The 23404-nt window shown below is 68.5% G+C and carries 17 protein-coding genes; 4 read left to right on the top strand and 13 right to left on the bottom strand.

The annotated features are described in order from the left end of the window. Positions 1 to 108: 108 nt before the first annotated feature. The gene (locus tag JS531_RS06910) at positions 109 to 1080 is read left to right on the top strand and encodes an amidohydrolase family protein (protein ID WP_214314420.1); all 972 of its coding nucleotides are present in this window, start codon (positions 109 to 111) and stop codon (positions 1078 to 1080) included. Between the two features lie 38 nt (positions 1081 to 1118). Here JS531_RS06910 and proB read toward each other — a convergent pair whose 3' ends face one another. The 6 genes from proB to dapE form a co-directional block, all read right to left on the bottom strand. Continuing rightward, positions 1119 to 2252 carry a glutamate 5-kinase gene (gene proB / locus JS531_RS06915; protein ID WP_214314422.1) on the bottom strand — a complete coding sequence of 378 codons (1134 nt, stop codon included), beginning with the start codon at positions 2250 to 2252 and terminating at the stop codon, positions 1119 to 1121. 10 nt (positions 2253 to 2262) lie between these two features. Beyond that, entirely contained in the window at positions 2263 to 3939 is a 1677-nt protein-coding gene (obgE, locus tag JS531_RS06920; protein ID WP_214314424.1) for a GTPase ObgE, read from the bottom strand. Between the two features lie 167 nt (positions 3940 to 4106). Further along, entirely contained in the window at positions 4107 to 4352 is a 246-nt protein-coding gene (gene rpmA / locus JS531_RS06925) for a 50S ribosomal protein L27 (protein ID WP_214314426.1), read from the bottom strand. Between the two features lie 55 nt (positions 4353 to 4407). Then, the gene (gene rplU / locus JS531_RS06930; RefSeq protein WP_214314428.1) at positions 4408 to 4716 is read right to left on the bottom strand and encodes a 50S ribosomal protein L21; all 309 of its coding nucleotides are present in this window, start codon (positions 4714 to 4716) and stop codon (positions 4408 to 4410) included. 212 nt (positions 4717 to 4928) lie between these two features. Further along, a complete protein-coding gene (locus tag JS531_RS06935) occupies positions 4929 to 7841 on the bottom strand; it encodes an Rne/Rng family ribonuclease (RefSeq protein ID WP_346427768.1) in 2913 nt (970 codons plus the stop codon). A 366-nt stretch (positions 7842 to 8207) separates the two neighbouring features. After that, positions 8208 to 9431, bottom strand: coding sequence for a succinyl-diaminopimelate desuccinylase (gene dapE, locus JS531_RS06940; protein ID WP_214314430.1), 1224 nt, complete (start codon positions 9429 to 9431; stop codon positions 8208 to 8210). Between the two features lie 192 nt (positions 9432 to 9623). On the opposite strand from dapE, the gene JS531_RS06945 reads away from it, so the two are divergent. Next, positions 9624 to 10568, top strand: a complete 945-nt coding sequence (locus JS531_RS06945) for an AEC family transporter (RefSeq protein WP_214314432.1) — start codon at positions 9624 to 9626, stop codon at positions 10566 to 10568. 42 nt (positions 10569 to 10610) lie between these two features. Here the strand turns inward: JS531_RS06945 and JS531_RS06950 are convergent, their stop codons facing one another. From JS531_RS06950 to JS531_RS06960, 3 genes are all read right to left on the bottom strand, one after another. Next, a complete protein-coding gene (locus JS531_RS06950) occupies positions 10611 to 12068 on the bottom strand; it encodes a Maf family protein (protein ID WP_214314434.1) in 1458 nt (485 codons plus the stop codon). Further along, positions 12068 to 13090 carry a homoserine kinase gene (gene thrB / locus JS531_RS06955; protein WP_214314436.1) on the bottom strand — a complete coding sequence of 341 codons (1023 nt, stop codon included), beginning with the start codon at positions 13088 to 13090 and terminating at the stop codon, positions 12068 to 12070. Before thrB ends, JS531_RS06950 begins: the two co-directional genes overlap by 1 nt. Positions 13091 to 13212: 122 nt before the next feature. Beyond that, a complete protein-coding gene (locus JS531_RS06960) occupies positions 13213 to 14529 on the bottom strand; it encodes a homoserine dehydrogenase (RefSeq protein ID WP_214314438.1) in 1317 nt (438 codons plus the stop codon). Between the two features lie 407 nt (positions 14530 to 14936). On the opposite strand from JS531_RS06960, the gene nagE reads away from it, so the two are divergent. Continuing rightward, a complete protein-coding gene (gene nagE / locus JS531_RS06965) occupies positions 14937 to 16475 on the top strand; it encodes an N-acetylglucosamine-specific PTS transporter subunit IIBC (protein WP_214314440.1) in 1539 nt (512 codons plus the stop codon). Between the two features lie 174 nt (positions 16476 to 16649). Further along, complete coding sequence (locus JS531_RS06970) at positions 16650 to 17171, top strand: PTS glucose transporter subunit IIA (protein WP_214314442.1); 522 nt, start codon at positions 16650 to 16652, stop codon at positions 17169 to 17171. Between the two features lie 165 nt (positions 17172 to 17336). Here the strand turns inward: JS531_RS06970 and JS531_RS06975 are convergent, their stop codons facing one another. From JS531_RS06975 to JS531_RS06990, 4 genes are all read right to left on the bottom strand, one after another. Next, entirely contained in the window at positions 17337 to 18950 is a 1614-nt protein-coding gene (locus JS531_RS06975; RefSeq protein WP_214314444.1) for a diaminopimelate decarboxylase, read from the bottom strand. Between the two features lie 17 nt (positions 18951 to 18967). Then, positions 18968 to 20833, bottom strand: a complete 1866-nt coding sequence (gene argS / locus JS531_RS06980; RefSeq protein WP_214314446.1) for an arginine--tRNA ligase — start codon at positions 20831 to 20833, stop codon at positions 18968 to 18970. 275 nt (positions 20834 to 21108) lie between these two features. Further along, entirely contained in the window at positions 21109 to 22512 is a 1404-nt protein-coding gene (locus JS531_RS06985) for an amino acid permease (RefSeq protein WP_214314582.1), read from the bottom strand. A gap of 434 nt (positions 22513 to 22946) precedes the next feature. After that, the gene (locus JS531_RS06990; RefSeq protein WP_163197027.1) at positions 22947 to 23336 is read right to left on the bottom strand and encodes a Rid family detoxifying hydrolase; all 390 of its coding nucleotides are present in this window, start codon (positions 23334 to 23336) and stop codon (positions 22947 to 22949) included. Positions 23337 to 23404 lie beyond the last annotated feature (68 nt).

Below are 23404 nucleotides of genomic sequence, written 5' to 3' on the forward strand. Positions count from 1 at the left end.
TTCGTCGCCGCCGAAGACCCGACGCACCGCCCTCTCCATCCCGCGCCCCCTCCACGGAGAGGGCGTTCGGCGCGGCCAACCACATTCCGAATCCAAGGAGCACGACCAATGACGCTCGGCGAGGATTACCAACGGCCGGTACCCGGCCGCATGTACACCATCATCCCCGAAACCCCGGAGCACGAAGCCGCGCCCCGTCCCTTCATCGACACGCACGTGCACCTCATGCACACCGACCTCTACTCCTGGTTCAACCCATCCAAGGCCCTCACCTTCGAAGGACCATGGGATCCGCTGTTCCAGGCCGGCGACTACGTGGCGTCCGACCTGCTCGACGAGGTGCACGGCAGCACCATCGGCGTGGTCGGCGCCGTGCACGTGCAGGCCAACGCCGACGATCCGGTCGCGGAAATCGCCGACGTGGAACGGCAGAGCGAGGAGACCGGCCTGCCGGTCATGATCGTCGGCGGCGGCGACCTGTCCGCGTCCGACTTCGCCGAAACGCTCGAGCGCGAACTCGACCACCCGCATCTGCGCGGCGTGCGGCAGAACCTCAACATGCATCCGCATCCGCTCTACCGGTACGTCGACATGGCGTACATGGACGATCCGGAATGGCTGAACGGACTCGACCTGCTCGCCGGCCACGATCTCAGCTTCGACATGCAGTTGTACCCCACGCAGTTCGCGCGCGCATGCGAGGTGATCGACGCGCATCCGGACACGCTGTTCATCATCGACCACATGGGCATGTGGGCCGACCGCGATCCGGCCGGCTGGCGGCTGTGGAAGAACGGCCTGTATGAACTCGGCAAGCGCGACAACTGCGTGATCAAGATCTCCGGTCAACCATCGATGGACCACTACTGGACCATCGAAAGCATCAAGCCCGGTATCTACACGACGCTCGACGCGTTCGGCATCGACAAGACCATGTTCGCGTCGAACTTCCCCGTCGACAAGCTGCACTGCTCATACCTCGACCTGGTGCACGCCTACGCGCGCTGCGTGGAGACCCTCTCCCCCGGCGAACAGGACATGTTGTTCGTCGGCAACGCGAAGAGGTACTACCGGTTCTGAACGGCCTTCCCTCCCATGTGCGGGGACGCCTGGCTCACCTACACCAGCACGAGGTTGTCCCGGTGCACGAGCGGATGCGTGTACTCCTCGCCGAGGATGCGCTTGAGCTGCGCGGTGTTGCGGCCAAGCATCCGCGGCACCTCCTCGGAGTCGTAGCCGGCGAGTCCGCGCGCCAGATGCGTGCCGTCCTCCGCGTCGATCCACACCGGGTCGCCGGCGGAGAACGCGCCGCGCACCTCCACGGCGCCCGCGGCGAGCAGGGAGGCCAGGCCGCCGCGTACGGCGGCCGCGGCGCCCTCGTCCACGATGATGGTGCCGCGCGGTTCGGCGGCGAAGCCGATCCACAGGCGTCGTGCGGATCCGCGCTGCTTGACCGGCGCGAAGACGGTGCCCACCGGGTCGCCCATGAGGGCGGGGCCGGCGTTCGCCGCGCTGGTGAGCACGGCGGGGATGCCGGAGACGGCGGCCACGCGCGCCGCCTCGAGTTTGGTGACCATGCCGCCGGTGCCGACCTTCGATCCGGTGCCACCCACCTTGACCTCGCCGAGCGCGTCCACCACGTTCGGCACGTAGGCGATGCGGCGCGAGCCCGGTTCGCTCGGCGGCGCGGTGTAGAGGCCGTCCACGTCGGTGAGGAGGACGAGCGCGTCGGCCCTCACCAGGTTCGCGACGAGCGCGGAGAGGCGGTCGTTGTCGCCGAAGCGGATCTCGTTGGAGGCGAGGGAGTCGTTCTCGTTGATGATCGGCACCACGCCCAGGTCGAGCAGCCGTCCCAGCGTGCGCTGCACGTTGCGGTACTGGGTGGCGCGGATGGTGTCCTCGGCGGTGATGAGGATCTGCCCCACGCGCACGCCGTAGCGGCCGAACGCCGCCTCGTAGCGGGCCATGAGCAGGCCCTGCCCCACGGCGGCGGTGGCCTGCTGGGTGGCGACGTCCGCGGGCCGCGTCTCGAAGCCGAGCGGACCGAAGCCGGCGGCGATGGCGCCGGACGAGACGAGCACGACGCGCGCGCCCATGAGGTGCGTCGCCGCGAGCGCGGCGACGAGCGCGGAGATCCGGCCGGCGTCGAGATGCCCGTCCGGCGTGGTCAGCGAGCTGGACCCCACTTTGACGACGATGGTCTCCGCCTCGGCGATGCGCCGGCGGATCTCGGCCTGCGATGGTGTGGACATGGTCGCCGTTCTACTCGCCCTGTGTTTCCTCGCCGCGGCCGAAGAGGCTCTTCTCGTCGTGGCGGTCGTCGTCGATGGACGGGTCGGCCCAGTGTCCGGCCTTGCGTTCCGCCATCATCGCCTCGCGTACGGCGGCCTTCGCGTCCATCATCTCGTGGTATTCGCGACGGCGTTCCGCGTTGGTGCGGCGGCGTGCGCCGGGGGCGTCGGCCTCGAGGCGCAGGTCCTTGCCGCGGGCGCCGAGCGGCGTGCCGTCGAGCATCTCCGCGCCGGCGGCGATGGTCGGGTCCCAGTCGAAGTCGACGGCCCGGTCGCCCTTGCCGATGCGCACCTCGTCGCCCGGCTTGGCGCCCTTGCGGCGCAGTTCGTCCTCCACGCCGAGCTTGGCGAGACGGTCGGCCAGGTAGCCGACGGCCTCGTCGTTGTCGAAGTTGGTCTGCTGCACCCAGCGTTCCGGCTTGCGTCCGGTGACCTCGTACCAGACGTCGCCGTTGCCGTTCTCCTTGCGTTCGATGGAGAAGTCGAGGGCGGTGCCGCCCTCGTCGGCGCGGCGGCGACGGCCCTTCTGCTCGAGCGGCTTGATGACGACGCGAGCCTCCTCCTCGGCGCTTTCGCGCTTGGCGACCTCCTCGCGCATCTCGGCGACCATGTCGGCCAGCGCGAAGTTGAGCTCCTTCAGACCCTTGTGGGAGGCGGTGGAGATGATGAACACGCGCATGCCCTTCGCCTCGAACTCGGGCTTGACGAATTCGGCGAGCTCCTCGGCCTCGGGCACGTCGGCCTTGTTGAGGATGATGATGCGCGGACGTTCGGGGATGGGGATGGCACCGAGCGGCAGGTCGAGCGAGCCGGCGTATTCGGCGAGCTCGTGTTCGAGGGCCTCGTAGTCGCTCATCGGGTCGCGGTCCGGTTCGAGCGTGGCGCAGTCGATGACGTGGGCGATGATCTCGGTGCGTTCGATGTGGCGCAGGAACTCAAGGCCCAGGCCCTTGCCCTGGGAGGCGCCGGGGATGAGGCCGGGCACGTCGGCGATGGTGTAGCGGCGGTCGCCGGCGACGACCACGCCGAGGTTCGGCACAAGTGTGGTGAACGGGTAGTCGGCGATCTTCGGCTTGGCGGAGCTCATCGCGGCGATGAGGCTGGACTTGCCGGCGGAGGGGAAGCCCACGAGCGCCACGTCGGCGATGGACTTGAGCTCGAGAATCACGTCGCGCTCCTCGCCGGGTTCGCCGAGCAGGGCGAAGCCGGGGGCGCGGCGCGTACGGTTGGCCAGCGCCACGTTGCCGAGGCCGCCGTTGCCGCCGAGCGCGGCCACGAAGCGGTCGCCCTCGTGGGTGAGGTCGGCGAGGCGCTCGCCCGGATGCTTGGGCCGTCCGGCCGCGCCCTTCGCCTCGAATACCACGGTGCCGCAGGGTACAGGCAGGACGAGGTCGGCGCCCTTGGAGCCGTCCTTGTTGTCGCCCAGGCCCATGGTGCCGCCGTCCGCCACGCGGTGCGGCATGAAGCGGTAGTCCAGGAGGCTGGTGGCGTTGCGCGTCGCCTCGAAGATGACGGATCCGCCGTCACCGCCGTTGCCGCCGTTCGGGCCGGCCAGCGGCTTGTACTTCTCGCGGCGGATGCCGGCGGAACCGTTGCCGCCGTCGCCGCCCTTGACGTGGACGGTCACTCGATCCACAAAATCGCTCATGTCGTTCACCTTACTGTTCGCTGATTACGTTGGTCTCGGCCTTTGCCGTGCGCGCCCGCACGCCGCCGTGGAACCGCACGCCGGCCTCGGGCGTGCGTGGAGGGAGGAATCAGGGGGTACGAAAAAGGCCGCGTCCTTGCGGGCGCGGCCTTCTCGTTCATGCCGTCTCAGATGACGTCGACGACCTTGCGGTCGCGACGGACGCCGAACTTCACGGAGCCATCGGTGAGGGCGAACAGCGTGTGGTCCTTGCCCATGCCGACGTTCTGGCCCGGGTGGAAGTTGGTGCCACGCTGGCGAACGATGATGTTGCCGGCCACGACGGCCTCGCCGCCGAACTTCTTCACGCCGAGGTACTGCGGGTTCGAGTCGCGACCGTTGCGCGAGCTGGACGCACCCTTCTTATGTGCCATGATTGTTCCTTTCGGTGCTGGTTAAGCTTTGTTGGAAAAACCTGTTGACAAGAACTCAGGCGATCTCGGTGACCTTGACCATGGTCAGCTTCTGACGGTGGCCCTTGCGACGGGCGACGCCGGTCTTGTTCTTGTACTTCTGGATGTTGATCTTCGGGCCCTTGGCGTCGTCCTTCACGACTTCGGCCTTGACGGAGACCTTGGCCAGATCGGCGGCGGCCAGGGTGACCTTGGCGCCGTCCACCACGAGCGCGACCGGGAATTCCACGGTATCGCCCTGCTTGGCGTCGAGACGGTTGACGAGGATGACGTCGCCGACCTCGACCTTTTCCTGATGGCCACCGGCCTTCACAATCGCGTACATAATCGTTCCTTTTATTTCACTTGGAAAGCTTATTGCCTGACGCTCCCGGATATGCCGGGCTCGCGGTCAGACACCAGCCATCTAACTTACACCGACGCGCGGACTGACGCAACCGCGATTCGTCCGCGTGTCAAGGGCGACACACCCACGGGGAGGCGATCCGCGCCGGAATCGGCCCGGAATCGCCTCCCGGCGGCGTGTCGGACGGTCAATCACTCGTCGGCGTTGTTCGCCGCCACGGCCGCGGCCGCGATCTGCGCGAGCTTGGCCTTGACGTCCGGGGTGGAGCCGGCGGGCTCCGGCGCGGGCGCGGTGCCGCGTCCGTGCTTGTTCGTCTTGACGAACGGGTCGCCGCCCCTCAGGGCGTACGGGTCGTCGTAGTCGGCGGAGACGATCGGCTTGTCGTGCAGGATGAAGCCGCGGCCCTTGCAGGTCGGGCACTCCTCCGAGAACGCCTCGACGAGGCCCTGGCCGATGCGCTTGCGCGTCATCTGCACGAGGCCGAGCGAGGTGACCTCGGCCACCTGGTGCTTGGTGCGGTCGCGCGCCAGGCATTCCACGAGGCGGCGCAGCACGAGGTCGCGGTTGGCAGGCATCACCATGTCGACGTAGTCGATCATGATCATGCCGCCGATGTCGCGCAGGCGCAACTGGCGGGCGATCTCCTCGCTGGCCTCCAGGTTGCAGCGGGTGACCGTCTCCTCGAGCGACTTGCCCTTGCCGATGAACCGGCCGGTGTTCACGTCGATGGTGGTCATGGCCTCGGTGCGGTCGATGACGATCGAACCGCCGGACGGCAGGTACACCTGACGTTCCATGCCCTTCCTGAGCTGCGAGTCGATCTGCCACTTGTCGAACACATCCTTGCCCTCGTGCTCGGCCGGGTCCCACTTCTCCAGCTTATCCTTGAGGTCGGGGGCCATCGTGTCGAGGTACTCCTCGATGCGGTCGTAGACCTTGTCGCCTTCCACGATGAGCTTGGTGAAGTCGTCGTTGAAGATGTCGCGCACCACGCGGATGGCCACGTCCGGCTCGCCCTGGAGGAGCTTCGGTCGCTTGCCGTGCCAGAACTCCTCGCGCTTGGCGTTGATGCGCTCCCACTGGCGCACGAGGCTCTCGAGGTCCTTGACGATGGCCTCCTCGGAGGCGCCTTCGGCCGCGGTGCGGATGATCACGCCCATGTCCTTCGGCGCGATCTTGGAGACGATGTTCTTCAGGCGGGTGCGTTCGCGCTCCGGCAGCTTGCGGCTCACGCCGGTCATGCCGCCGGACGGCACGAGCACGAGGAAGCGGCCGGCGAGCGTGACCTGCGAGGTCAGGCGCGCGCCCTTGTGGCCGATCGGATCCTTGGTGACCTGCACGAGCACCGGGTCGCCGGACTTGAACGCGAGCTCGATGCGGCGCGGCTGGCCGTCGAGGCGCGTCGCGTCCCAGTTGACCTCGCCGGCGTACAGCACGCCGTTGCGGGCCTGGCCGATGTCCACGAACGCGGCCTCCATGCTCGGCAGCACGTTCTGCACGCGGCCGAGGTACACGTTGCCCACGGTCTGCACCTCCTGGATGTCGGACACGTAGTGCTCGACGAGCACGTTGTCCTCCACCACGGAGATCTGCGTGTGGTGCTCCTTCTCGCGCACCACCATGAGGCGTTCGACGTTCTCGCGGCGGGCCAGGAAGTCCTGTTCCATGATCTGCGACTGGCGGGAGCGCTCGCGTCGGTTGTCGCGGCGGCGCTGCTTCTTCGCCTCGAGTCGGGTGGAGCCCTCGACGTCGGTGATCTCGTCGATGTACTGCTGCTTGCGGGAGCGGCGCACGAGCACCTGCTCGTCGTCGTCCTGCGTCTTGCCGCGGCGGCGACGACGGCGACGGGTGACGGTCTCCTCCTCGTCGCGGGCCGGACGGTCGGCATGCTCGGCGTCGTCCGCGGCGGAGTCGCGTTCGGAGGACTTCTCCTCCTGCGCGGCCGTCTGGTCGCCCTTGGCGCGGCGGCGACGGCGACGGCGGGTGCGCGGCTCCTCCTCGTCCTGTCCGTTCTCCTCCTCGGCGATCGGGCTGTACGCGATGTCGTCGAGCTCGAGGTCCTCCTCGATCTGCTCGACCTCGGCCGCGGCGCGGCGCTCCTGCGCGTTGAGGCGGCGGTTGCGCCCGCGGCGGGACTTCGTCTCGCCCTCGTCGGCGCCTTCGGCGGACGACGTGCGGTCCGCTCCGGCGTCCTGCGCCGGGGCGTCGTCACGCGCGTCCGTCTCGTCGTCGTTCTGGCGGGAACGGGAGCGGCGACGGCGGCGACGGCCGCCCTCCTCCTGCTCGTCGCGGTCGCGGCGGGAACGTGCGGGACGCACGTCCTCCTCGTCGTCCTCGTCCTCATCGTCCGTGTCGTCGTCGCGGACACGGGAGACCGGAATCACCGGCTCCTGGAACAGCAGGGACGTCATCGGACGCATGGTGCGGTCGTCGTCGCGGCGGTCGTGGACCGGCAGTTCGTCGATGAGCTCCTCGGCGCGCTCGAAATCGTCCTCGTCGTCCAGATCGCGCGCGGAACGGCGACGGGAGCGGGACGGACGCACGTCGTCGTCATCGTCGTCGTCGCGGAAGCGGCGGCGACGCGAGCGGGACGGACGGTCGTCGTAGTCGTAATCGTCGTCGTCGACGTACCGGGAACGGGAGCGGCGGCGCGTACGCGGCGCGTCGTCCTCGTCGTCCACGTCGGCGCGGGAGCGGCGACGGCGGGAACGTGCGGGACGCACGTCGTCGTCGCGGTCGTCGTCACGGCCGTCGAACCCGGCGAGGGAGTCGACGGCGTCGGACACGCGCTCGTCCGCATCGTCGTCACGGGAGCGGGAGGCGCCGGCGTCCGTGGACGGAACGTCGTCGCGGGGGTCGAGCTTCGGCTCTTCGAAAACCGAACGGGAATGGTCCTCCACCTTGAGCTCCAGGGAGGCGCCGGCGGCACCGGCGCCACGCACCACGCGGCGGCCGCGGCGACGACGGGTCGTGGGCGCGGGAGCCGGCGCGGGGGCGTCGGACCGGTCGCCGGACGGCGCGGCGCCGGCGGCATCGGACGAATCGGATACGTTGAGGTTCAGGGCGTCGACGTCGTCGACCCCATTGGTGTTCACAGCGGGCACGATGCTCCTCGCCGACGTGCTGCATCACGTCGGCCTCTCAGGCTTCACACGGCTCTCACACCACGCTCTCACCGTGGCCGCGCATCACTTGCGCCCGCAGAAGCAATTCCAGTCAAAGTCTGTGCGGCTCGGACGGCGGACACCGGCGCTCGCGAGGAAAGGATCGGGCAGAACCCGGGTGCGAGGGGATCGACGCCATCTGGCACGTCGGCGGTTTGCAGAACCACCATCCTCAAGTATGCCACAACTTCACGCGTCCCCCGTCCATCACGCGCCCGGGCGCGACGGCGCGCCCGTCGCGTCGGCGCGTTGGACGGCGGACGGCACGACTGACGGGCCGGCGGAGCGCACGACGAACGACGGCGTTCAGCGCTCCGCGACGAGCCAGCGCAGCAGGATGTCGGCGAGCAGCGTCAGATCCGATTCGGGCAGCTGCTCGTCGTGCTTGTGGGCGAGCAGCGGGTCGCCGGCGCCGAGGTTCACGGCGGGCACGCCGAGCTGGGAGAAACGGGCCACGTCGGTCCACCCGAGCTTGGCGAGCGGGTCGCGGCCGGTGCGTTCCTTGACGAGCTTCGCGAGCGAGACCGCCAGCGGCGCGTCCATGCCGGGGCGCGCGGACGGCGATTCGTCCTTCATCTCGATGCCGTAGCCTTCGAACACGCCGCCGGTGGCCACGTGCTCGCCGTTGCCGAGCTCGGCGCCCGCGTCCGCGCCCATCATCAGGGCCTTCGCCTCGGTCACGGTCTTGTCCGGCGCGAACCGGTAGTTCACATGCACGCGGCACTCGTCCGGGATGACGTTCGTGCCCTTGCCGCCGGAGATCAGCGTGGCGTTGAGGCCCTCGCGGTAGACGAGGCCGTCCACTTCGACGTCCGCGGGGCCGCGGTCGTTGTAGGCGTTGAGACGGTTCAGGATGTCCGCGGCCTTGTGGATGGCGTTCTCGCCCATCCACGCGCGGGCGGAGTGCGCGGCCACGCCGTGCGTGACCACGTCGAAGCGGATCGTGCCGTTGCAGCCGCCCTCGATGCCGCAGCTGGTCGGCTCGCCGATGATCGCGAAATCGCCCTCCACCCAATCGGGGTGGGCCTCCACGACCTTCCTGAGGCCGTTCTTCTCGGCGACGACCTCCTCATGGTCGTAGAAGACGTACGTGAGGTCGACCTTGGGCGTGGTCTGCGGCGTCGCGCCGTCGAGCACGGCGGCGAGCTGGAGCATCACCGCGTCGGACGCCTTCATGTCGGTGGCGCCGCGGCCCCACAGGACGCGCTCGCCCGGATGGGCCTCGGCCACGTCGGCGCGGATGAGCGGGTCGCCGGGCTCCAGCCAGCGCGGCGGGAAGTTGTCGATGACCGGCACGGTGTCGATGTGCCCGGCGAGGATGACGCGGTTCGGAAGGCCGAAGGCGGTGGAGGCGACGACCGTGTCGCCGTGGCGGCGCACGGTCAGATGCGCGTACGCCTTCAGGAACGCCTCGATGTCGTCGGCGAGCGGACCCTCGTCGTCGCTCACGGAGTACACGGTCATGATCTGCTCGAGCAGGGCGTCGAGCTGCGCGGCGCGGGAGGCGGCGGGGTCCAGGGAAATCGTCATGGCGTCCATCCTATCGGCGGCCCCGGGAATGTGAATCCCCTTACCATTGGGTGAGATTTCACGGATGCGCGCGACGGTCTGTGCCACACTCGAGGTGACGGCCCGCAGGTACGCGGTACGCGGGATACGCGGGAACGTGACACGCGATACGCGGGAACAGCCCCGGGAAGCAGGAAAAGAGGGAATTCGGGAATGCCAGGTCTATTGAGCGCCATGCAGGGGTTCTGCGTCATCGGCATCGTGATCTTCGTGGGCTATGTGGCCGCGCGCATGCGCATCGGCGGCCCGAGCGCGCAGATGGTGCTCAACCGCTTCTCGTTCTTCGTGTCCAGCCCGTGCCTGATGTTCGCGATCCTCGCCAAGGAGCCGATCTTCGACATCTTCCATCCCTCGATCGTGGTGGCGTTCCTCTCCGCCATGCTCGCGGGGCTCGCGTTCCTCGCGCTCAACCGCGCGTTCTTCCACCTGAAGGCCCCGGACGCCACCATCGGCGCATTGAACTCGTTGTATCTCAACTCGAACAACATCGGCCTGCCGGTGGCCACGTACATCCTCGGCAACGGCGCGCTCGTGGCGCCGATCCTCGTCATGCAGCAGGCCCTGTTCACACCGATCGCGCTCACCGTGCTCGACGTCACCACGAAGGGCAAGGCGTCCGTCAAGGAGATCGCGAAGCAGCCGCTGCACCAGCCGCTGCTCATCGGCTCGCTGCTCGGCATCGTGGTCTCCGCGCTGAACGCGAAGCTGGGCTGGTTCCCCGTGCCGAACTACATCTACGATCCCATCAACATGATCGGCGAATCGGCGGTGCCGATGATCCTCATGGCGTTCGGCATGTCGCTGCACGGCACGAAGCCGCTGCAGCAGAAGGGCGACAGGCCCGCGATCTTCACGGTGGCGGTGATCAAGAACATCGTCATGCCGATCATCGCGTTCCTGCTCGCCTACTTCATGATGGGCTTCCGCGGGCCGGAGCTGTACGCGTGCGTGGTGCTCGCCGCGCTGCCCACCGGGCAGAACGTGTACAACTACGCCGCCCGGTACAACGTGGGCCTCACCTTCGCGCGCGACGGCATCCTCATGTCCACGATGACGAGCCCGGTGTTCATCGCGCTCATCGCTTTCCTGTTGAGCTGAGGAGCGCGATGAACCGTCGCGGCACGGCCGCCGGGCCTGTCGTCAGCGTCCGCGGTTCGCTTCGGCGAGCGCGTCGAGACGTGCGCGGAAGCGCGGCCAATCAGTCCTCATCGCGGTGAGCAGGCGACGGTCCGGGACCTCGTCGACGGGCACCCAGGCGATCTCCTTGCTCTCGTCGTCGTTCGCGCGCGGCGTGACGCGGCGTCCCGGCTTTTCGAACGCGAACACGGTGGTGTACGCCCACGGACCGTGGTCCTCGCGGTAGGAGCCGACCACCTCGATGTCCTCCGGGGTGATGTTCGCCTCCTCGTAGCTTTCGCGCAGCGCACCTTCAATAGGCGATTCGCCGTCCGCGGTGGCGCCGCCGGGGATGCCCCACGTGCCACCCTCCGCCGACCACGAGGCACGATGCTGCATGACGACGTGCGTCACCGCTCCGGTCGCCGCGTCGCGGCGAGCCAGCAGGACGCCGGACGCGCCGTTCGTGCCCCAATGCTTGCGTCCGCACGCGCAGTCGACCCAGCCGTCGCCCGGCTGGTGGACGTTCTCCGCGGGCGGCAGCTCCTTGCCGTCCTTGTCGAGCACGCCCGGCAGGCTCTCGCCGCGCGCCACGTTCCACAGGTCGGTCCAGTCGACGCCGAGTTCGGCGGTGAGCCTGCGCAGCAGCGGCAGGCTGATGCCGATGATGCCGTGCGGGTCGCCTTCGATGCCGTCGATGAACGCGCCGCCGAAGCCTTCGAGCGTGAACGATCCGGCCACTTCGAGCGGTTCGCCGGTGGCGATGTAGCGTTCGATGTCGCGGTCGGAGTAGTCGGCGAAGTGGACGAGGGCATGGCTCGCGCCGCGCACGACCCTCCCGGAGGCGAAGTCGACGACGCAGTGTCCGGTCCACAGCTCGCCGGTCGCCCCGCGCATGCGGCGCAGGCGCTCGCGCGCCACGTCGGCGCTGTGCGGCTTGCCGTAGCATTCGCCGTCCAGCAGGAACATCGAGTCGCAGCCGACGATGAGCGGGCCGACCTCGGCGCGCGTGAGTCCCGGCTGGAGCGCGACGACGTTGGAGATCGGCTCGGTGACGGTCGGCATGTCGATGCCGGAGAAGTCGCGCGTCGAGGCGACGACGGCCTTCGAGTAGTCGATGTCGCCGTCCGCCGCGGACGCGTCGGACGACGTGCCGACGGCGGCCTCACGCGCCTCGTCTTCGGCGATGACGGCTTCGGCGCGCATCGGATAGGCGATGACGCGTTCGCCGGTCGCGGCGGCGGCCGTCGCGGCCACGTCGCGGTAGGCGCGGTGCACGGCCTGGGCCTTGGCCGAGGCGAGGATCGTCACGCGCTGTTCGACGGTGAGGGCGTCGACCGTCGTGCCGGCGGCGACGGCGGCCGCCTCGAGCGCGGCCGGCTCGTCGACGTGCGAGACGCGGATGGTCGGGCAGACGCCCGCCGCGTACAGCACGTCGCGGCGCGGCTTGGACTTGGACGCGAGAATCAGCGGAACGGACATCAGCGGCGCTCCACTTCCACGCCGTCGCCGTCGATCGGCAGGTGCAGCACCTTCCAATGACCGGAGGCGAGCTGTTCGGCGGCGATCTCGTCGATGGCGGCGCGGGCGTCGCCGTGATGCAGCACGAGCACGCACGGGCCGGCGCCGGAGACGGCGGCCGCGTAGCCCTTGGAGCGGAACAGGGCGATGAGGTCGGCGGACGGCTGCATGAGCGGCGCGCGGTACGGCTGGTGGAGGCGGTCCTGCGTGGCGGTGAACAGCAGCGCGTTGGCCTGGTGCCCGGCGTCGGCGGAACCCTCGTCGGTCTTGGCCAGGATGGACGGGTTCATCGCGGCGGGCAGGAGTCCCACGCGCGAGACGTTGTAGACGGCGTCCTTGTACGGCAGTTCGCCGGGCAGCGCCTGGCGCGCCTTCTCGGTGGACAGCTCGTAGTCGGGCACGAACACGGCGGCGGTGATGGCCGGATCCACCGGGTAGTTCACCGTGTGGAAGCCGCCGTGCAGCGGGTCGCCGCCGGGGATGGCCACGGAGCCGACGCCTTCGGCGGTGGCGAAGTCCCAGGAGACGGTGAGACCGCCGAACACGGCCGGCGCCACGTTGTCCGGATGGCCCTCGATCTGCGCGGCCATGTCGAAGATGGCCGGACGGTTGAGCCCGCCGGGCTGGGCGAACGCGGCCGCCGCCGCGATGCCGGCGACGATCGCCTCGGCGGAGGAGCCCATGCCGCGCGCCTGCGGGATGTTGTTCGTCGCCTCGAGCGTGAAGCCGAGGCGTCCCAGGCCGAACGTGGCGCAGGCGCGGCGGAACGTGGAGACGACGAGATGCGTCTCGTCGCGCGGCAGCGTGTCCTCGCCCTCGCCGTGGATGATGACGTGGGCGACGCCGTCGACGGGATCGTCGTTGAGCGTGAACGTGAGTTCGTCGTGGTAGTCGAGTGCGAGGCCCACGGTGTCGAAGCCGGAGCCGAGGTTGGCGCTGGTGGCCGGCACGCGCACGTGGACGCTGCTGCAGATGGGGTTCATATGTCTTCTGTCTTCCTTCGTTTGGTCGCGGGCCGTCTCGGGGAGTCGCGGCGGGCGTCGCGGCGCGTATTGCAGAAATCCCCCGGCCGCCTGTGCGCGGCCGGGGGATGGACGGGTTGCGGTCAGTCGAGCACGCGCAGGATGGACGGCTCGCCGGTGACGGAGTCGAGGCGCTGCACGGCCTGGACGGTCTCGCGCAGGGTGACCTCGTCGGTCAGGTGCGTGACGAGTCGCAGCTGCTGGACCTCGCCGTCGTAGCCCGGGGCCTTGAGCGAGGGCTTGAGGTCCTGGTTGACGCCGTTGATGGACACGCCGCGCTTGGCGAACTCGGTGGCGATGGCGGCCAGCACGCCCGGCTTGTCGTGGATGAGGAAGCGCACGGCGAACGCGGCCTTGTTGGCGTTGATGGGGGCCTTCGGCAGCTGCTTGTACAGCGGGATGGCCGGGCCGGTGCAGCCGGCGGCGATGTGGCGGGCCACCGTCACGACGTCGCCCACGACGGCGGAGGCGGTGGGTGCGCCGCCGGCGCCACGGCCGTAGAACATGAGGTCGTCGGCCGCCTCGGCCTTGACGAAGATCGCGTTGAAGGAGCCGTGCACGGAGGCGAGCGGGTGGCTTTCGGGCAGGAGCGCCGGGTAGACGCGCGCGGAGACGCCGGCCTCGCCGTTCTCCACCACGGCGAGCAGCTTGATGACCTTGTGCTCGTTGGTGGCGGCGGCGATGTCGTCGGCGGTGATCTTGGTGATGCCCTCGACCGAGACGTCGTCGATGGTGACGGGCGTGTGGAAGCCGAGCGTGGCCATGATGGCGGCCTTGTTGGCGGCGTCGTAGCCCTCGATGTCGCCGGTGGGGTCGGCCTCGGCGTAACCCTTGGCCTGCGCGTCCTTGAGGACGTCGTCGAACTGGAGGCCCTTGGTGGTCATCTCGTCGAGGATGTAGTTGGTGGTGCCGTTGACGATGCCCAGCATGCTGGTCACCTTGTCGCCGACGAGGCTCTCGCGCAGCGGGCGCAGGAACGGGATCGCGCCGCCCACGGCCGCCTCGAAGTAGATGTCGACGCCCTTGGCCTCGGCGGCCGCGTAGATCTCCGGGCCGTACTTGGCGAGCAGCGCCTTGTTGGCGGTGACGACGGAGGCGCCGGATTCGATGGCGGCGAGCACGAACGTGCGGGCCACGGAGGTGCCGCCGATGAGCTCGATGACGATGTCGGAGCTGGTGGCCACGTGCATGGTGTCCGTGGTGACGATGGACTGGTCGATCCACGGGAACCGCTCGGTCTCCTTCGGGTCGAGGCAGGCCACGCCGGTCAGCTCGATGGGGCGGCCCACGCGTGCGGCGAGCTCCTCCTTCTGCTCCACGATGAGGCGGGCGGTCTGCGAACCCACGGTGCCGGCGCCCAGCAGGCCTACGCGGATCGGGGTTGTGTTGTCTGTAGCCACGGGATTTCCTCCTGACATTCGGCCGTTCAGCGGGTAGTCGCTGCCACCCATCCTACGGAACCTTTTCGACACGCCGAACGATAAGCCTCTTAACGAATATGGGACGGACGCCGTCGCGACGACAATCGACCCCCGAGTAGCGGTCAGCGGTTGCAACGGTTCCCCCGGGCGCCTCCAATTCCGCATATGTTCTTAACAATTGGTTGCCGCAAGCGCTTAACCTGACGTACACTTTCCTGTGAAGCGGTACTGCACGGTTCCCCCACGGCGATGCTCGGCCATACGGGGACCGGATCAGGAGAAAGCGACGGCCCGACGGCGGGCCGGAGTGATGCGGCGACGACGACGCATCGGGAGACACCCACACACCGCTCATGACAACCTCGCAATGAGGGAGGTAAAGAAGAATGAAGGCATATATCCAGCGTCTGGGACGCGCCCTGATGCTGCCGGTGGCATGTCTGCCGGCCGCGGCGCTCTTCCTGGGCATCGGCTACTGGATCGATCCGAGCGGCTGGGGCGGCAACAACGTGGTTTCCGCCTACCTGTGCAAGACCGGCTCCGCGATCCTCGACAACCTCGGCCTGCTGTTCGCGGTGGGCGTGGCCATCGGCATGGCGAAGAACAGGGACGGCGCCTCGGCGCTCTCCGGCCTCGTCGGCTTCATGACCGTCACCACGATCATGGGCTCGGCCTCGATGTTCCTCGGCTTCGACGCGGAGACCGTCGCCACCGAGCACCCGGCCTTCGCTGCCGGCGCCATCGGCAACAAGAACGTGTTCTTCGGCATCATGGTCGGCTGCATCGCCGGCGCGCTGTACAACAAGTTCCATCAGGTCAAGCTGCCCGACTTCCTGGCGTTCTTCTCCGGCCGCCGCTGCGTGCCGATCCTGACCGCCGCGATCATGTCGGTCATCTCGCTGCTCCTGCTGTTCGTCTGGCCGCTCATCTACAACGGCCTGGTCTCCTTCGGCGAGGCCATCATGGGCATGGGCGCCGTGGGCGCGGGCATCTACGCGTTCTTCAACCGCCTGCTCATCCCCACCGGCCTGCACCACGCACTCAACAACGTGTTCTGGTTCAACCTCGCCGGCATCGACGACATCACCAAGTTCTGGAGCGGCACCGGCGGCCTCAGCGGCAAGGAGGCGGCGGTCCTGGCCACCGGCGGCTTCCACCCGTGGGGCACCTACGTGACCGGCATGTACCAGGCCGGCTTCTTCCCGATCATGATGTTCGGCCTGCCCGCGGGCGCGTTCGCCATCTACCGCAACGCCAAGCCCTCGAAGCGCAAGGCGGTCGGCTCCCTGATGCTGGCCGGCGGCCTCGCCGCGTTCCTCACCGGCGTGACCGAGCCGCTCGAGTTCTCCTTCATGTTCGCCGCGTTCCCGCTGTACGTGGTGCACGCGCTGCTCACCGCCCTCTCGGTGTTCATCGCCGCCGCGTTCCAGTGGATCGCCGGCTTCAACTTCTCCGCCGGCTTCATCGACTGGTTCCTCTCGCTCAACGTGCCGCGCGCCCACCTGCCGTGGATGCTCATCATCCAGGGCCTGGTGTTCGCGGTCATCTACTACTTCGTGTTCGACTTCATGATCAAGAAGTTCAACCTGAAGACCCCGGGCCGCGGCGATGACGACGAGGAGATCTCCTCCGCCGCGCTCGACGACGCCGCTCCGGCCGCCACGGCCGCGAAGTCCAACAAGGAGTCCGTGCTCGCCGCGAAGCTGTACGAGCTGCTCGGCGGCAAGGCCAACGTGGTGGACATCGAGAACTGCGTGACCCGTCTGCGCATGGGCGTGCAGGACACCTCCAAGGTGGACGTGGACGCGATCCGCAAGCTCGTCCCCGGCGTGAAGGTCATGGACGCGAAGAACATCCAGGTGGTGGTCGGCACGCAGGTGCAGGCCGTGGCCGACGCGATGGAGGAGATCCACCGCAAGTCGTGACGCCCGCCCGTCCCGCGCCATCCGCACGCTTGCCCCGCCCGGCCGCAGACCCCCGTCACGGCCGGGCGGCCGGTTTTCCGCGACATGTTCCCCGCGGGTCATGGTGTAGCGTGGGAGGCATGGCCGGTGAGCCCGGCCCATTCAGTTTCGCCCCATCAGTCAAGGAGGATCATCATGGGATTGTTCTCGGGTCTGTTCCATAAGGACGCGGCCGCGCCCGAAGCGCCGGCCGCGCCGAAGCCGCTCACCGTCGTCGCGCCGGTCGACGGCGCGTACAAGCCGGTCGAGGAGGTGCCCGACGAGACGTTCGCAGCGAAGATCCTGGGCGACGGCTTCGGCGTCACGCCCACGTCCGGCACGGTCGTCGCCCCCGTCTCCGGCACGGTGACGACGGTGGCCGACGCCAAGCACGCGGTCGGCATCACCACCGAGGGCGGCGTCGAGGTGCTCGTGCACATCGGCGTCGACACGGTGCAGCTCAAGGGCGCGCCGTTCGACATGCTCGTCGCCGCCGGCCAGAAGGTCACGGCCGGCAAGCCCATCGAACGTGTGGACGTGCAGGCCGTCAAGGACGCCGGCAAGCCCACCGACGTCATCGTCGTGTTCACCAATCCGGACGCGATCGCCTCGCTCGACCTCGACGCCTCCGGCACCGTCGCCGCAGGCCAGACGGTCGGCACGATGACCGTGAAGTAGGCGACGCGCCGTCGGCCGTGCCGGACGTTCCGGACGCGCACGCCGACGGCGTCGGACGGACCGTCCGTACCAACGCGAAAGGCTCCCCGAGGGGAGCCTTTCGCGCGTTTCAGGCGGTTCCGCACGCTTCCGCGCGTCGCGTGCGACGCGGCGGAACCGGCGGCGTCACTCGCTCACGTCGAGGGCGAGCAGGTCGTCGACGGTCTGGCGACGCAGCATCAGGTGCGCGCCGTCCTCGCCGACGGCCGCGACGGCCGGGATGAGCGCCTGGTTGTAGTTGCTGGCCATCGTGCGTCCGTACGCGCCGGTGACCGGCACGGCGAGGACGTCGCCGCGATGCGTGTCCGCGGGCAGGCGCACCTCGTGCACGACGATGTCGCCGGACTCGCAGTGCATGCCGACGACGCGCGTGAGCATCGTCTCCGCCGAACCGCGACGGTTCGCGAGACGCGCCGTGTAGTCGGCGCCGTACAGGGCCGGACGGATGTTGTCGCTCATGCCGCCGTCGACGGACACGTACACGCGCTCGTCGATCGGATTGCCGTCGCGGTCGGTCGGCTGCTTGCCGTCGTGCGCGCTCAGCGTGACCGGCTTGACGGTGCCGACGCGGTACAGCGTGACGCCCGCGGGCGCGACGATCCAACGGCCCGGCTCGAAGCTGATCGCGGGCGCCGGCATGCCGAGCGCGCGGTTGATGGCGCCGACCGCCTCGGCGAGACGCTTCAGTTCGCGAGCCACGTCCATCGAATCCTCGCCGTCCGTGTAGGCGACGGAGTAGCCGCCGCCGAGGTCCACCTCGGGCAGCGTGTAGGCGTCGGTCGCGTAGAAGGTCTTCCTGAGCAGCATCATGCGCTTGGCGGCCTGGATGAACGCGTCGGCGTCGTGGATGTTCGAGCCGATGTGCGAGTGGATGCCGACCAGCTCGAGCACGTCCTGATGCTTCTGGATCTCCTTGAGCACGGCGAGCGCGGGGCCGTCGGCCACGGCGGTCATCGCGGCGGCGAGCGCCTTGTCCTTCTCGGAGACCTGCTCGTGGCTCAGGTCGTACGGGTACTTGACGTCGTACTGGAGCGTGCGCTCGGGCCTGCCGTCGCCGTCGCGCCTCTCGGACAGGCGCGCGTTGGTCGCGGCCGGGGTCACGGCGGACGGGTCGTCGGCGAGGTCGTCGAGCACGGCGAGCACGGCGAGCACGGCCGTGTCGGCGCCGGCGGGCAGCAGCGGCACGCCGAACTTCTGGTCCTCATGCGCGGTGGAGATGTACTCGTGGCCGCCCGCGTGGATGCCGGAGGTGACGCGCAGCATCACCTTGGCGCGCTTGCCGAGGCGATGCGCGATCTCGGCGATGCGCGCCGGCTCGTCGGGCGAGTCGACGACGATCTTCGCGAAGCCCTGTTCGATGGCGAGCGCGATCTCCTCGTCGGACTTGTTGTTGCCGTGCAGCACGAGGCGACGGCCGGGCGCGCCGGCGGCGAGGGCGATGCGCATCTCCCCCATCGAGCAGGTGTCGACGAGCATGCCGGCGGCGGTGACGAGGCGCACGACCTCCTTGCTGAGGAACGCTTTGCCGGCGAAGCTCACGTGCGTGGTGGAGTTGTGGAACGCGTCAGCCGCGGCTTTGACGAAGTATTTCGCGCGGTTGGAGACCTCGTCGGTGTCGATGAGGTAGAGCGGCGAGCCGAACTCGTCAAGCAGGGATTCGGCGGTGCGCCCGTGGAACGTGAGCGCGCCGGTCACGGGGTCGATGGCGCTGGCCGCGGGCCAGATCGGGGTGATGGGCATGGTCGTGGACGCTCCCGTCACATCTTGTCCGGGGCGGTGACGCCGAGGAGGTCGAGGCCGGAGGCGATGACCGCCTGGACGGCGTCATTGAGCTTCAGGCGGGCGGCGGCGCGGGCCGGCTCCGGGGCCTTGGCGACGCGCAGCGCCTTACGCTCCGCCTCATCGCCGCGCTCCTCGAGACCGGTGAGGTCCATCGGGACGACGCGCTCCACGTTGTACCACTTGTGGTACGCGGCGGCAAGGTCCTCGAGGTAACGGGCCACGCGATGCGGGGCGCGCTTGTCGCCGGCCTCCTTGACGACGGCCGGCCACTGGGCGAGCGCGGCGAGCACCTCGCCGTCGGACTCGGTGTCCAGCAGGGACAGGTCGGCGCCTTCCGCGGTGACGTTCGCGGCCTCGGCGTTGCGGTCCACATTGCAGGAGCGCGCGTGCGCGTACTGCACGTAGTACACCGGGTTGTCGTTGGAGTGGCTGGCGAGCAGGTCGAGGTCGATGTCGACCGGCGAGTTGTAGTCGGTGCGGGCCAACGAATAGCGGGCGGCGTCCACGCCGATCGCCTCGACAAGGTCGTCGATGGTGACGACGTTGCCGGCGCGCTTGGACATGCGCACGGGCCTGCCGTCCTTCATCACGTTGACGAGCTGGCCGATGAGGATCTGCATGTTCTCGCCCGGCTTGTCGCCGAACGCCTCGCACATGGCCATCATGCGGCCGATGTAGCCGTGGTGGTCGGCGCCGAGCATGTAGATGGCGACGTCCGCCGGGGCGGACGGCTCACCGTCGCGGTGGCGCTTGTTCCAGTAGTAGGCGATGTCGGCGGCGAAGTACGCGAACTCGCCGTTGGACTTGATGATGACGCGGTCCTTGTCGTCGCCGTGGTTCGTGGACGCGAACCAGGTGGCGCCGTCCTTCTCGTAGATGTCGCCGCGGTCGCGCAGCACGGCGATGGCCTTGTCGACCTCGCCGTCCTGGTAGAGGCTGTTCTCGTGGAACCACACGTCGAAGTGGACGCGGAAGTCCTTCATCGACTTGCGGATCTCGTCGAACATCATCGGCACGGCGCGCTTGCGGAACTCCTCGCGCAGCTCGGAATCGGCCTCGCCGATGGGCTCGCCGTCGGCGTTGAGGCCCTGGTCCTCGTGGCTCAGCGCGGTGAGGTCCACGCCGTCCTTCTCGGCCTCGGCCTGGACGCGGCCGGCGATCTCGCCGATGTACGCGCCCTTGTAGCCGTCGAACGGGACCTCGGTCTGGTAGCCCTTGTCGCCGAGGTCGTTGAACGCCGCCCAGGCGGAGACGAGGGACTTGGCGAAGCGGTTGATCTGCTCGCCGTGGTCGTTGAAGTAGTATTCGCGCACCACCTTGGCGCCGTTGGCCTCGAGCACGCGGGCCATGGAGTCGCCGGTGGCGGCCCAGCGGGTGCCGCCGATGTGGATCGGACCGGTCGGGTTGGCGGAGACGAACTCGAGGTTCAGGGTCTCGCCGCCGAGGTGGGCGTTGCGGCCGAACGTGGAGACGGCGGCGCCGTTGTCGGACGCGGTCTTCGGAGCGGCGAGGATCTGGTCGACGATGGCCGCCGCGGACGCGGAGTCGAGGGTGATGTTGATGAAGCCGGGGCCGGCGACCTCCACCTTGGAGATGCCTTCGGCGGCGGTGAGTTCGGCGGCGAACAGCTCGGCCAGGTCGCGCGGCTTCATACCGGCCTTCTTGGCGAGCTGCATGGCGGCGTTCGAGGCCCAGTCGCCGTGGGCGCGGTCCTTCGGACGCATGACGGCGAATCTGGCGACCGACGGGATGAGATCTTCGGTGAGTTCGCCGGCCTTTCCGGCGGCGACGAGATCGTGGGCAATACGCGAAATGAGTTCGCTCAACGCTTCAGGATTCATTCTTCCAAGGATACCGGGCGCGCCGACTTCCATTCGTTCCGGGAATCCTTGCACTGAGGTCATCCCCAGCACAACAAATCCCGGAAACCACCGACATCATCCGGGAATCCTTGCGCTGAGGTCACCCCAACACAACAAAACCCGGACGAAGTACCCCATCCCCGGGAATCCTTGCGCTGACGTTACCTCAGCACAACAAATCCCGGAAACCACCGACATCATCCGGGAATCCTTGTACTGACAGTGTCCCAGCACAACAAATCCCGGAAACCCCATCACCGGTCCGAATCGCCGCGGCGCCGCTCCAACAGATGATAACCGCCGTAGCACAGCGCGACGAACGGCACCATGTACAGCAGCGTCGCACGCTGGGTCTCGTCGAGGATGACGAGCACCAAAGCGCCGAGGCACATCACGATCGCCAGCCACGGCAGCACCGGGAAGCCCGGCGCACGATACCCGAGCTCATCCGGGGTGTGTCCCGCGGCGGCCCATTCGCGGCGGAACCGGATATGGCACACGCATACAGAGAACCACACCACCAGCGTCGCCAATCCCGAGACGGCCACCAGCACGAGATACACCGTCGAGGCGGCCACCACCGAAGAGAGCAGCGCCAGCAGGGAGCCGGCCATCGAGAACAGCACCGCCCATACGGGAACGCCGTGGAAGTTGGTCTTCGCGAAGCGGGCCGGGATGAGCCGCTCCTTGGCGAGCGACCACACCATGCGCGAGCACACGTACAGGCCGGAGTTCGCCGCCGAAAGCACGGCGGTGAGCACCACGAAGTTCATCACGTCGCCGGCGAACGGCATGCCGATCGACTGGAACACCAGCACGAACGGGCTGGTCTCCACCCCGGACTTGTGCCACGGGATCAACGCGGCCATCACGGCGATCGAACCGATGAAGAAGATCGCGAGACGCAACACCGTGGTGTGCACGGCCTTCGGAATCGCACGGCCCGGATCCTTCGTCTCGCCGGCGGCGACGCCCACCACCTCGGTGCCGGAGAACGCGAACACCACGGTCAGCAGGGTCGAGAAGACCGGAGCGAACCCTTGCGGGAACCAGCCGTCCGCATAGAAGTTGCGGAACAGCGGCGCGGCATCGTATCCGGAGATCGGCATCGCGCCGAAGATCGCCAACAGGCCGATTACGATGAACGCGACGATCGCGAACACCTTGATCGAGGCGAACCAGAACTCGGCCTCGCCGTAGAGGCGCACCGAAAGGATGTTGAGCACGAACACCACCGCGATGAACACGGCCGACCACACCCAGGTGGGCGAGCCGGGGAACCATCGCTGCATGAGCAGCCCGGCGGCGGTGAACTCGCTGGCGAGCGCCACCGCCCAGTTGAGCCAGTAGAGGATCGCGATGACGAACGCGGTGCCGGGGCCGATGAAGCGTTTCGCATACATGTGGAAGCTGCCGGCGTACGGCATCGCCACGGACAGCTCGCCGAGCGAGACCATCACGCAGTAGACGAGCAGGGAGCCCACCGCGTACGCGAGGATCGCGCCGAGCGGTCCGGCCTGATGGATCGTATACCCGGAGCTGACGAACAGGCCGGTGCCGATGACGCCGCCGAGCGAGATCATCGTCAGGTGCCGGGATTCCATCTTGCGTTCGAGACCGGTGGCCTGTCCTTCGGAGCCGGCCGCCGCTTCGGCCATCGAACCGGTCGCCGCACCGGCCTCCATGCCGCCGTTGTCTTCGTTGCCATTTCCGGCGTCGGCCATGCTGGGCTCCTTCGGGTCACGTGTACGCCATCGGATGATGACTCACCGTATGATACCCAACGCCGTCCCATGAATGGCCTGCACATCCCGTGCATATCCCGCGTGTATTCCGGAGCCCGCGGAGTCATGGGCGTCCGGCCCATCCGCGACCGGCCCGGGACGCCCCACGTCGCAACGTCGCAACGTCGCAACGTCCGCAACGTCCGCACCCCGCACCGCAACGTCCGCGTACCCAACGCGCCCGCGGGACGACGAAGGCCGGCCCGGACGAACCGGAACCGGCCTTCATCGCATCGCGTACCGCGCGACGGTCACGCAACCGCCCACGACCGCAGCACGACGGTCACGGGACGGTCATAACGCAACCGTCACAGCACGGCGATCGCGTCGATCTCGACGAGCGCGCCCTTGGGGATGTCGTTGCCGCCGAACGCCACACGCGCCGGCTTGACGGAGCCGATGAACACCTCGGCGTAGCGGGCGTCGACCTCCTTGAAGTCCTCGACGTTCTTCAGGTAGATGGTGGCGCGGCACACGTGCTCGATGCCGGTGCCGGCGGTGTCGAGGATGTGCTTGATGTTCTTCAGTGCCTGCGCGGCCTGCTCGCCCGCGGTCTCGCCGGCCAGTTCGCCGGTCTCCGGGTCGATGCCCAGCTGGCCGGACACGAACACGAAGCCGTTGGCCTTGACCGCCTGGCTGTACGCGCCCAGCGCAGCCGGCGCCTCGGAGGTCGCGACCGCTTCCATCTTCTCGCTCATATGTGCTCCTTCGTCGAAGAACGATACGTTTGCGACGCACTGCCCCGGACGGCTCGCGGACCGACCTG

The sequence above is a fragment of the Bifidobacterium sp. CP2 genome (assembly GCF_018555635.1).
Taxonomy (GTDB): Bacteria; Actinomycetota; Actinomycetes; order Actinomycetales; family Bifidobacteriaceae; genus Bifidobacterium; species Bifidobacterium saguinibicoloris.

Coding starts and splice junctions, on each gene's coding strand:
- JS531_RS06910 (WP_214314420.1), top strand. CDS start 109: ATGACGCTCGGCGAGGATTACCAACGGCCGGTACCCGGCCGCATGTAC.
- proB (WP_214314422.1), bottom strand. CDS start 2,252: ATGTCCACACCATCGCAGGCCGAGATCCGCCGGCGCATCGCCGAGGCG.
- obgE (WP_214314424.1), bottom strand. CDS start 3,939: ATGAGCGATTTTGTGGATCGAGTGACCGTCCACGTCAAGGGCGGCGAC.
- rpmA (WP_214314426.1), bottom strand. CDS start 4,352: ATGGCACATAAGAAGGGTGCGTCCAGCTCGCGCAACGGTCGCGACTCG.
- rplU (WP_214314428.1), bottom strand. CDS start 4,716: ATGTACGCGATTGTGAAGGCCGGTGGCCATCAGGAAAAGGTCGAGGTC.
- dapE (WP_214314430.1), bottom strand. CDS start 9,431: ATGACGATTTCCCTGGACCCCGCCGCCTCCCGCGCCGCGCAGCTCGAC.
- JS531_RS06945 (WP_214314432.1), top strand. CDS start 9,624: ATGCCAGGTCTATTGAGCGCCATGCAGGGGTTCTGCGTCATCGGCATC.
- JS531_RS06950 (WP_214314434.1), bottom strand. CDS start 12,068: ATGTCCGTTCCGCTGATTCTCGCGTCCAAGTCCAAGCCGCGCCGCGAC.
- thrB (WP_214314436.1), bottom strand. CDS start 13,090: ATGAACCCCATCTGCAGCAGCGTCCACGTGCGCGTGCCGGCCACCAGC.
- nagE (WP_214314440.1), top strand. CDS start 14,937: ATGAAGGCATATATCCAGCGTCTGGGACGCGCCCTGATGCTGCCGGTG.
- JS531_RS06970 (WP_214314442.1), top strand. CDS start 16,650: ATGGGATTGTTCTCGGGTCTGTTCCATAAGGACGCGGCCGCGCCCGAA.
- JS531_RS06975 (WP_214314444.1), bottom strand. CDS start 18,950: ATGCCCATCACCCCGATCTGGCCCGCGGCCAGCGCCATCGACCCCGTG.
- argS (WP_214314446.1), bottom strand. CDS start 20,833: ATGAATCCTGAAGCGTTGAGCGAACTCATTTCGCGTATTGCCCACGAT.
- JS531_RS06985 (WP_214314582.1), bottom strand. CDS start 22,512: ATGGCCGAAGCGGCGGCCGGCTCCGAAGGACAGGCCACCGGTCTCGAA.
- JS531_RS06990 (WP_163197027.1), bottom strand. CDS start 23,336: ATGAGCGAGAAGATGGAAGCGGTCGCGACCTCCGAGGCGCCGGCTGCG.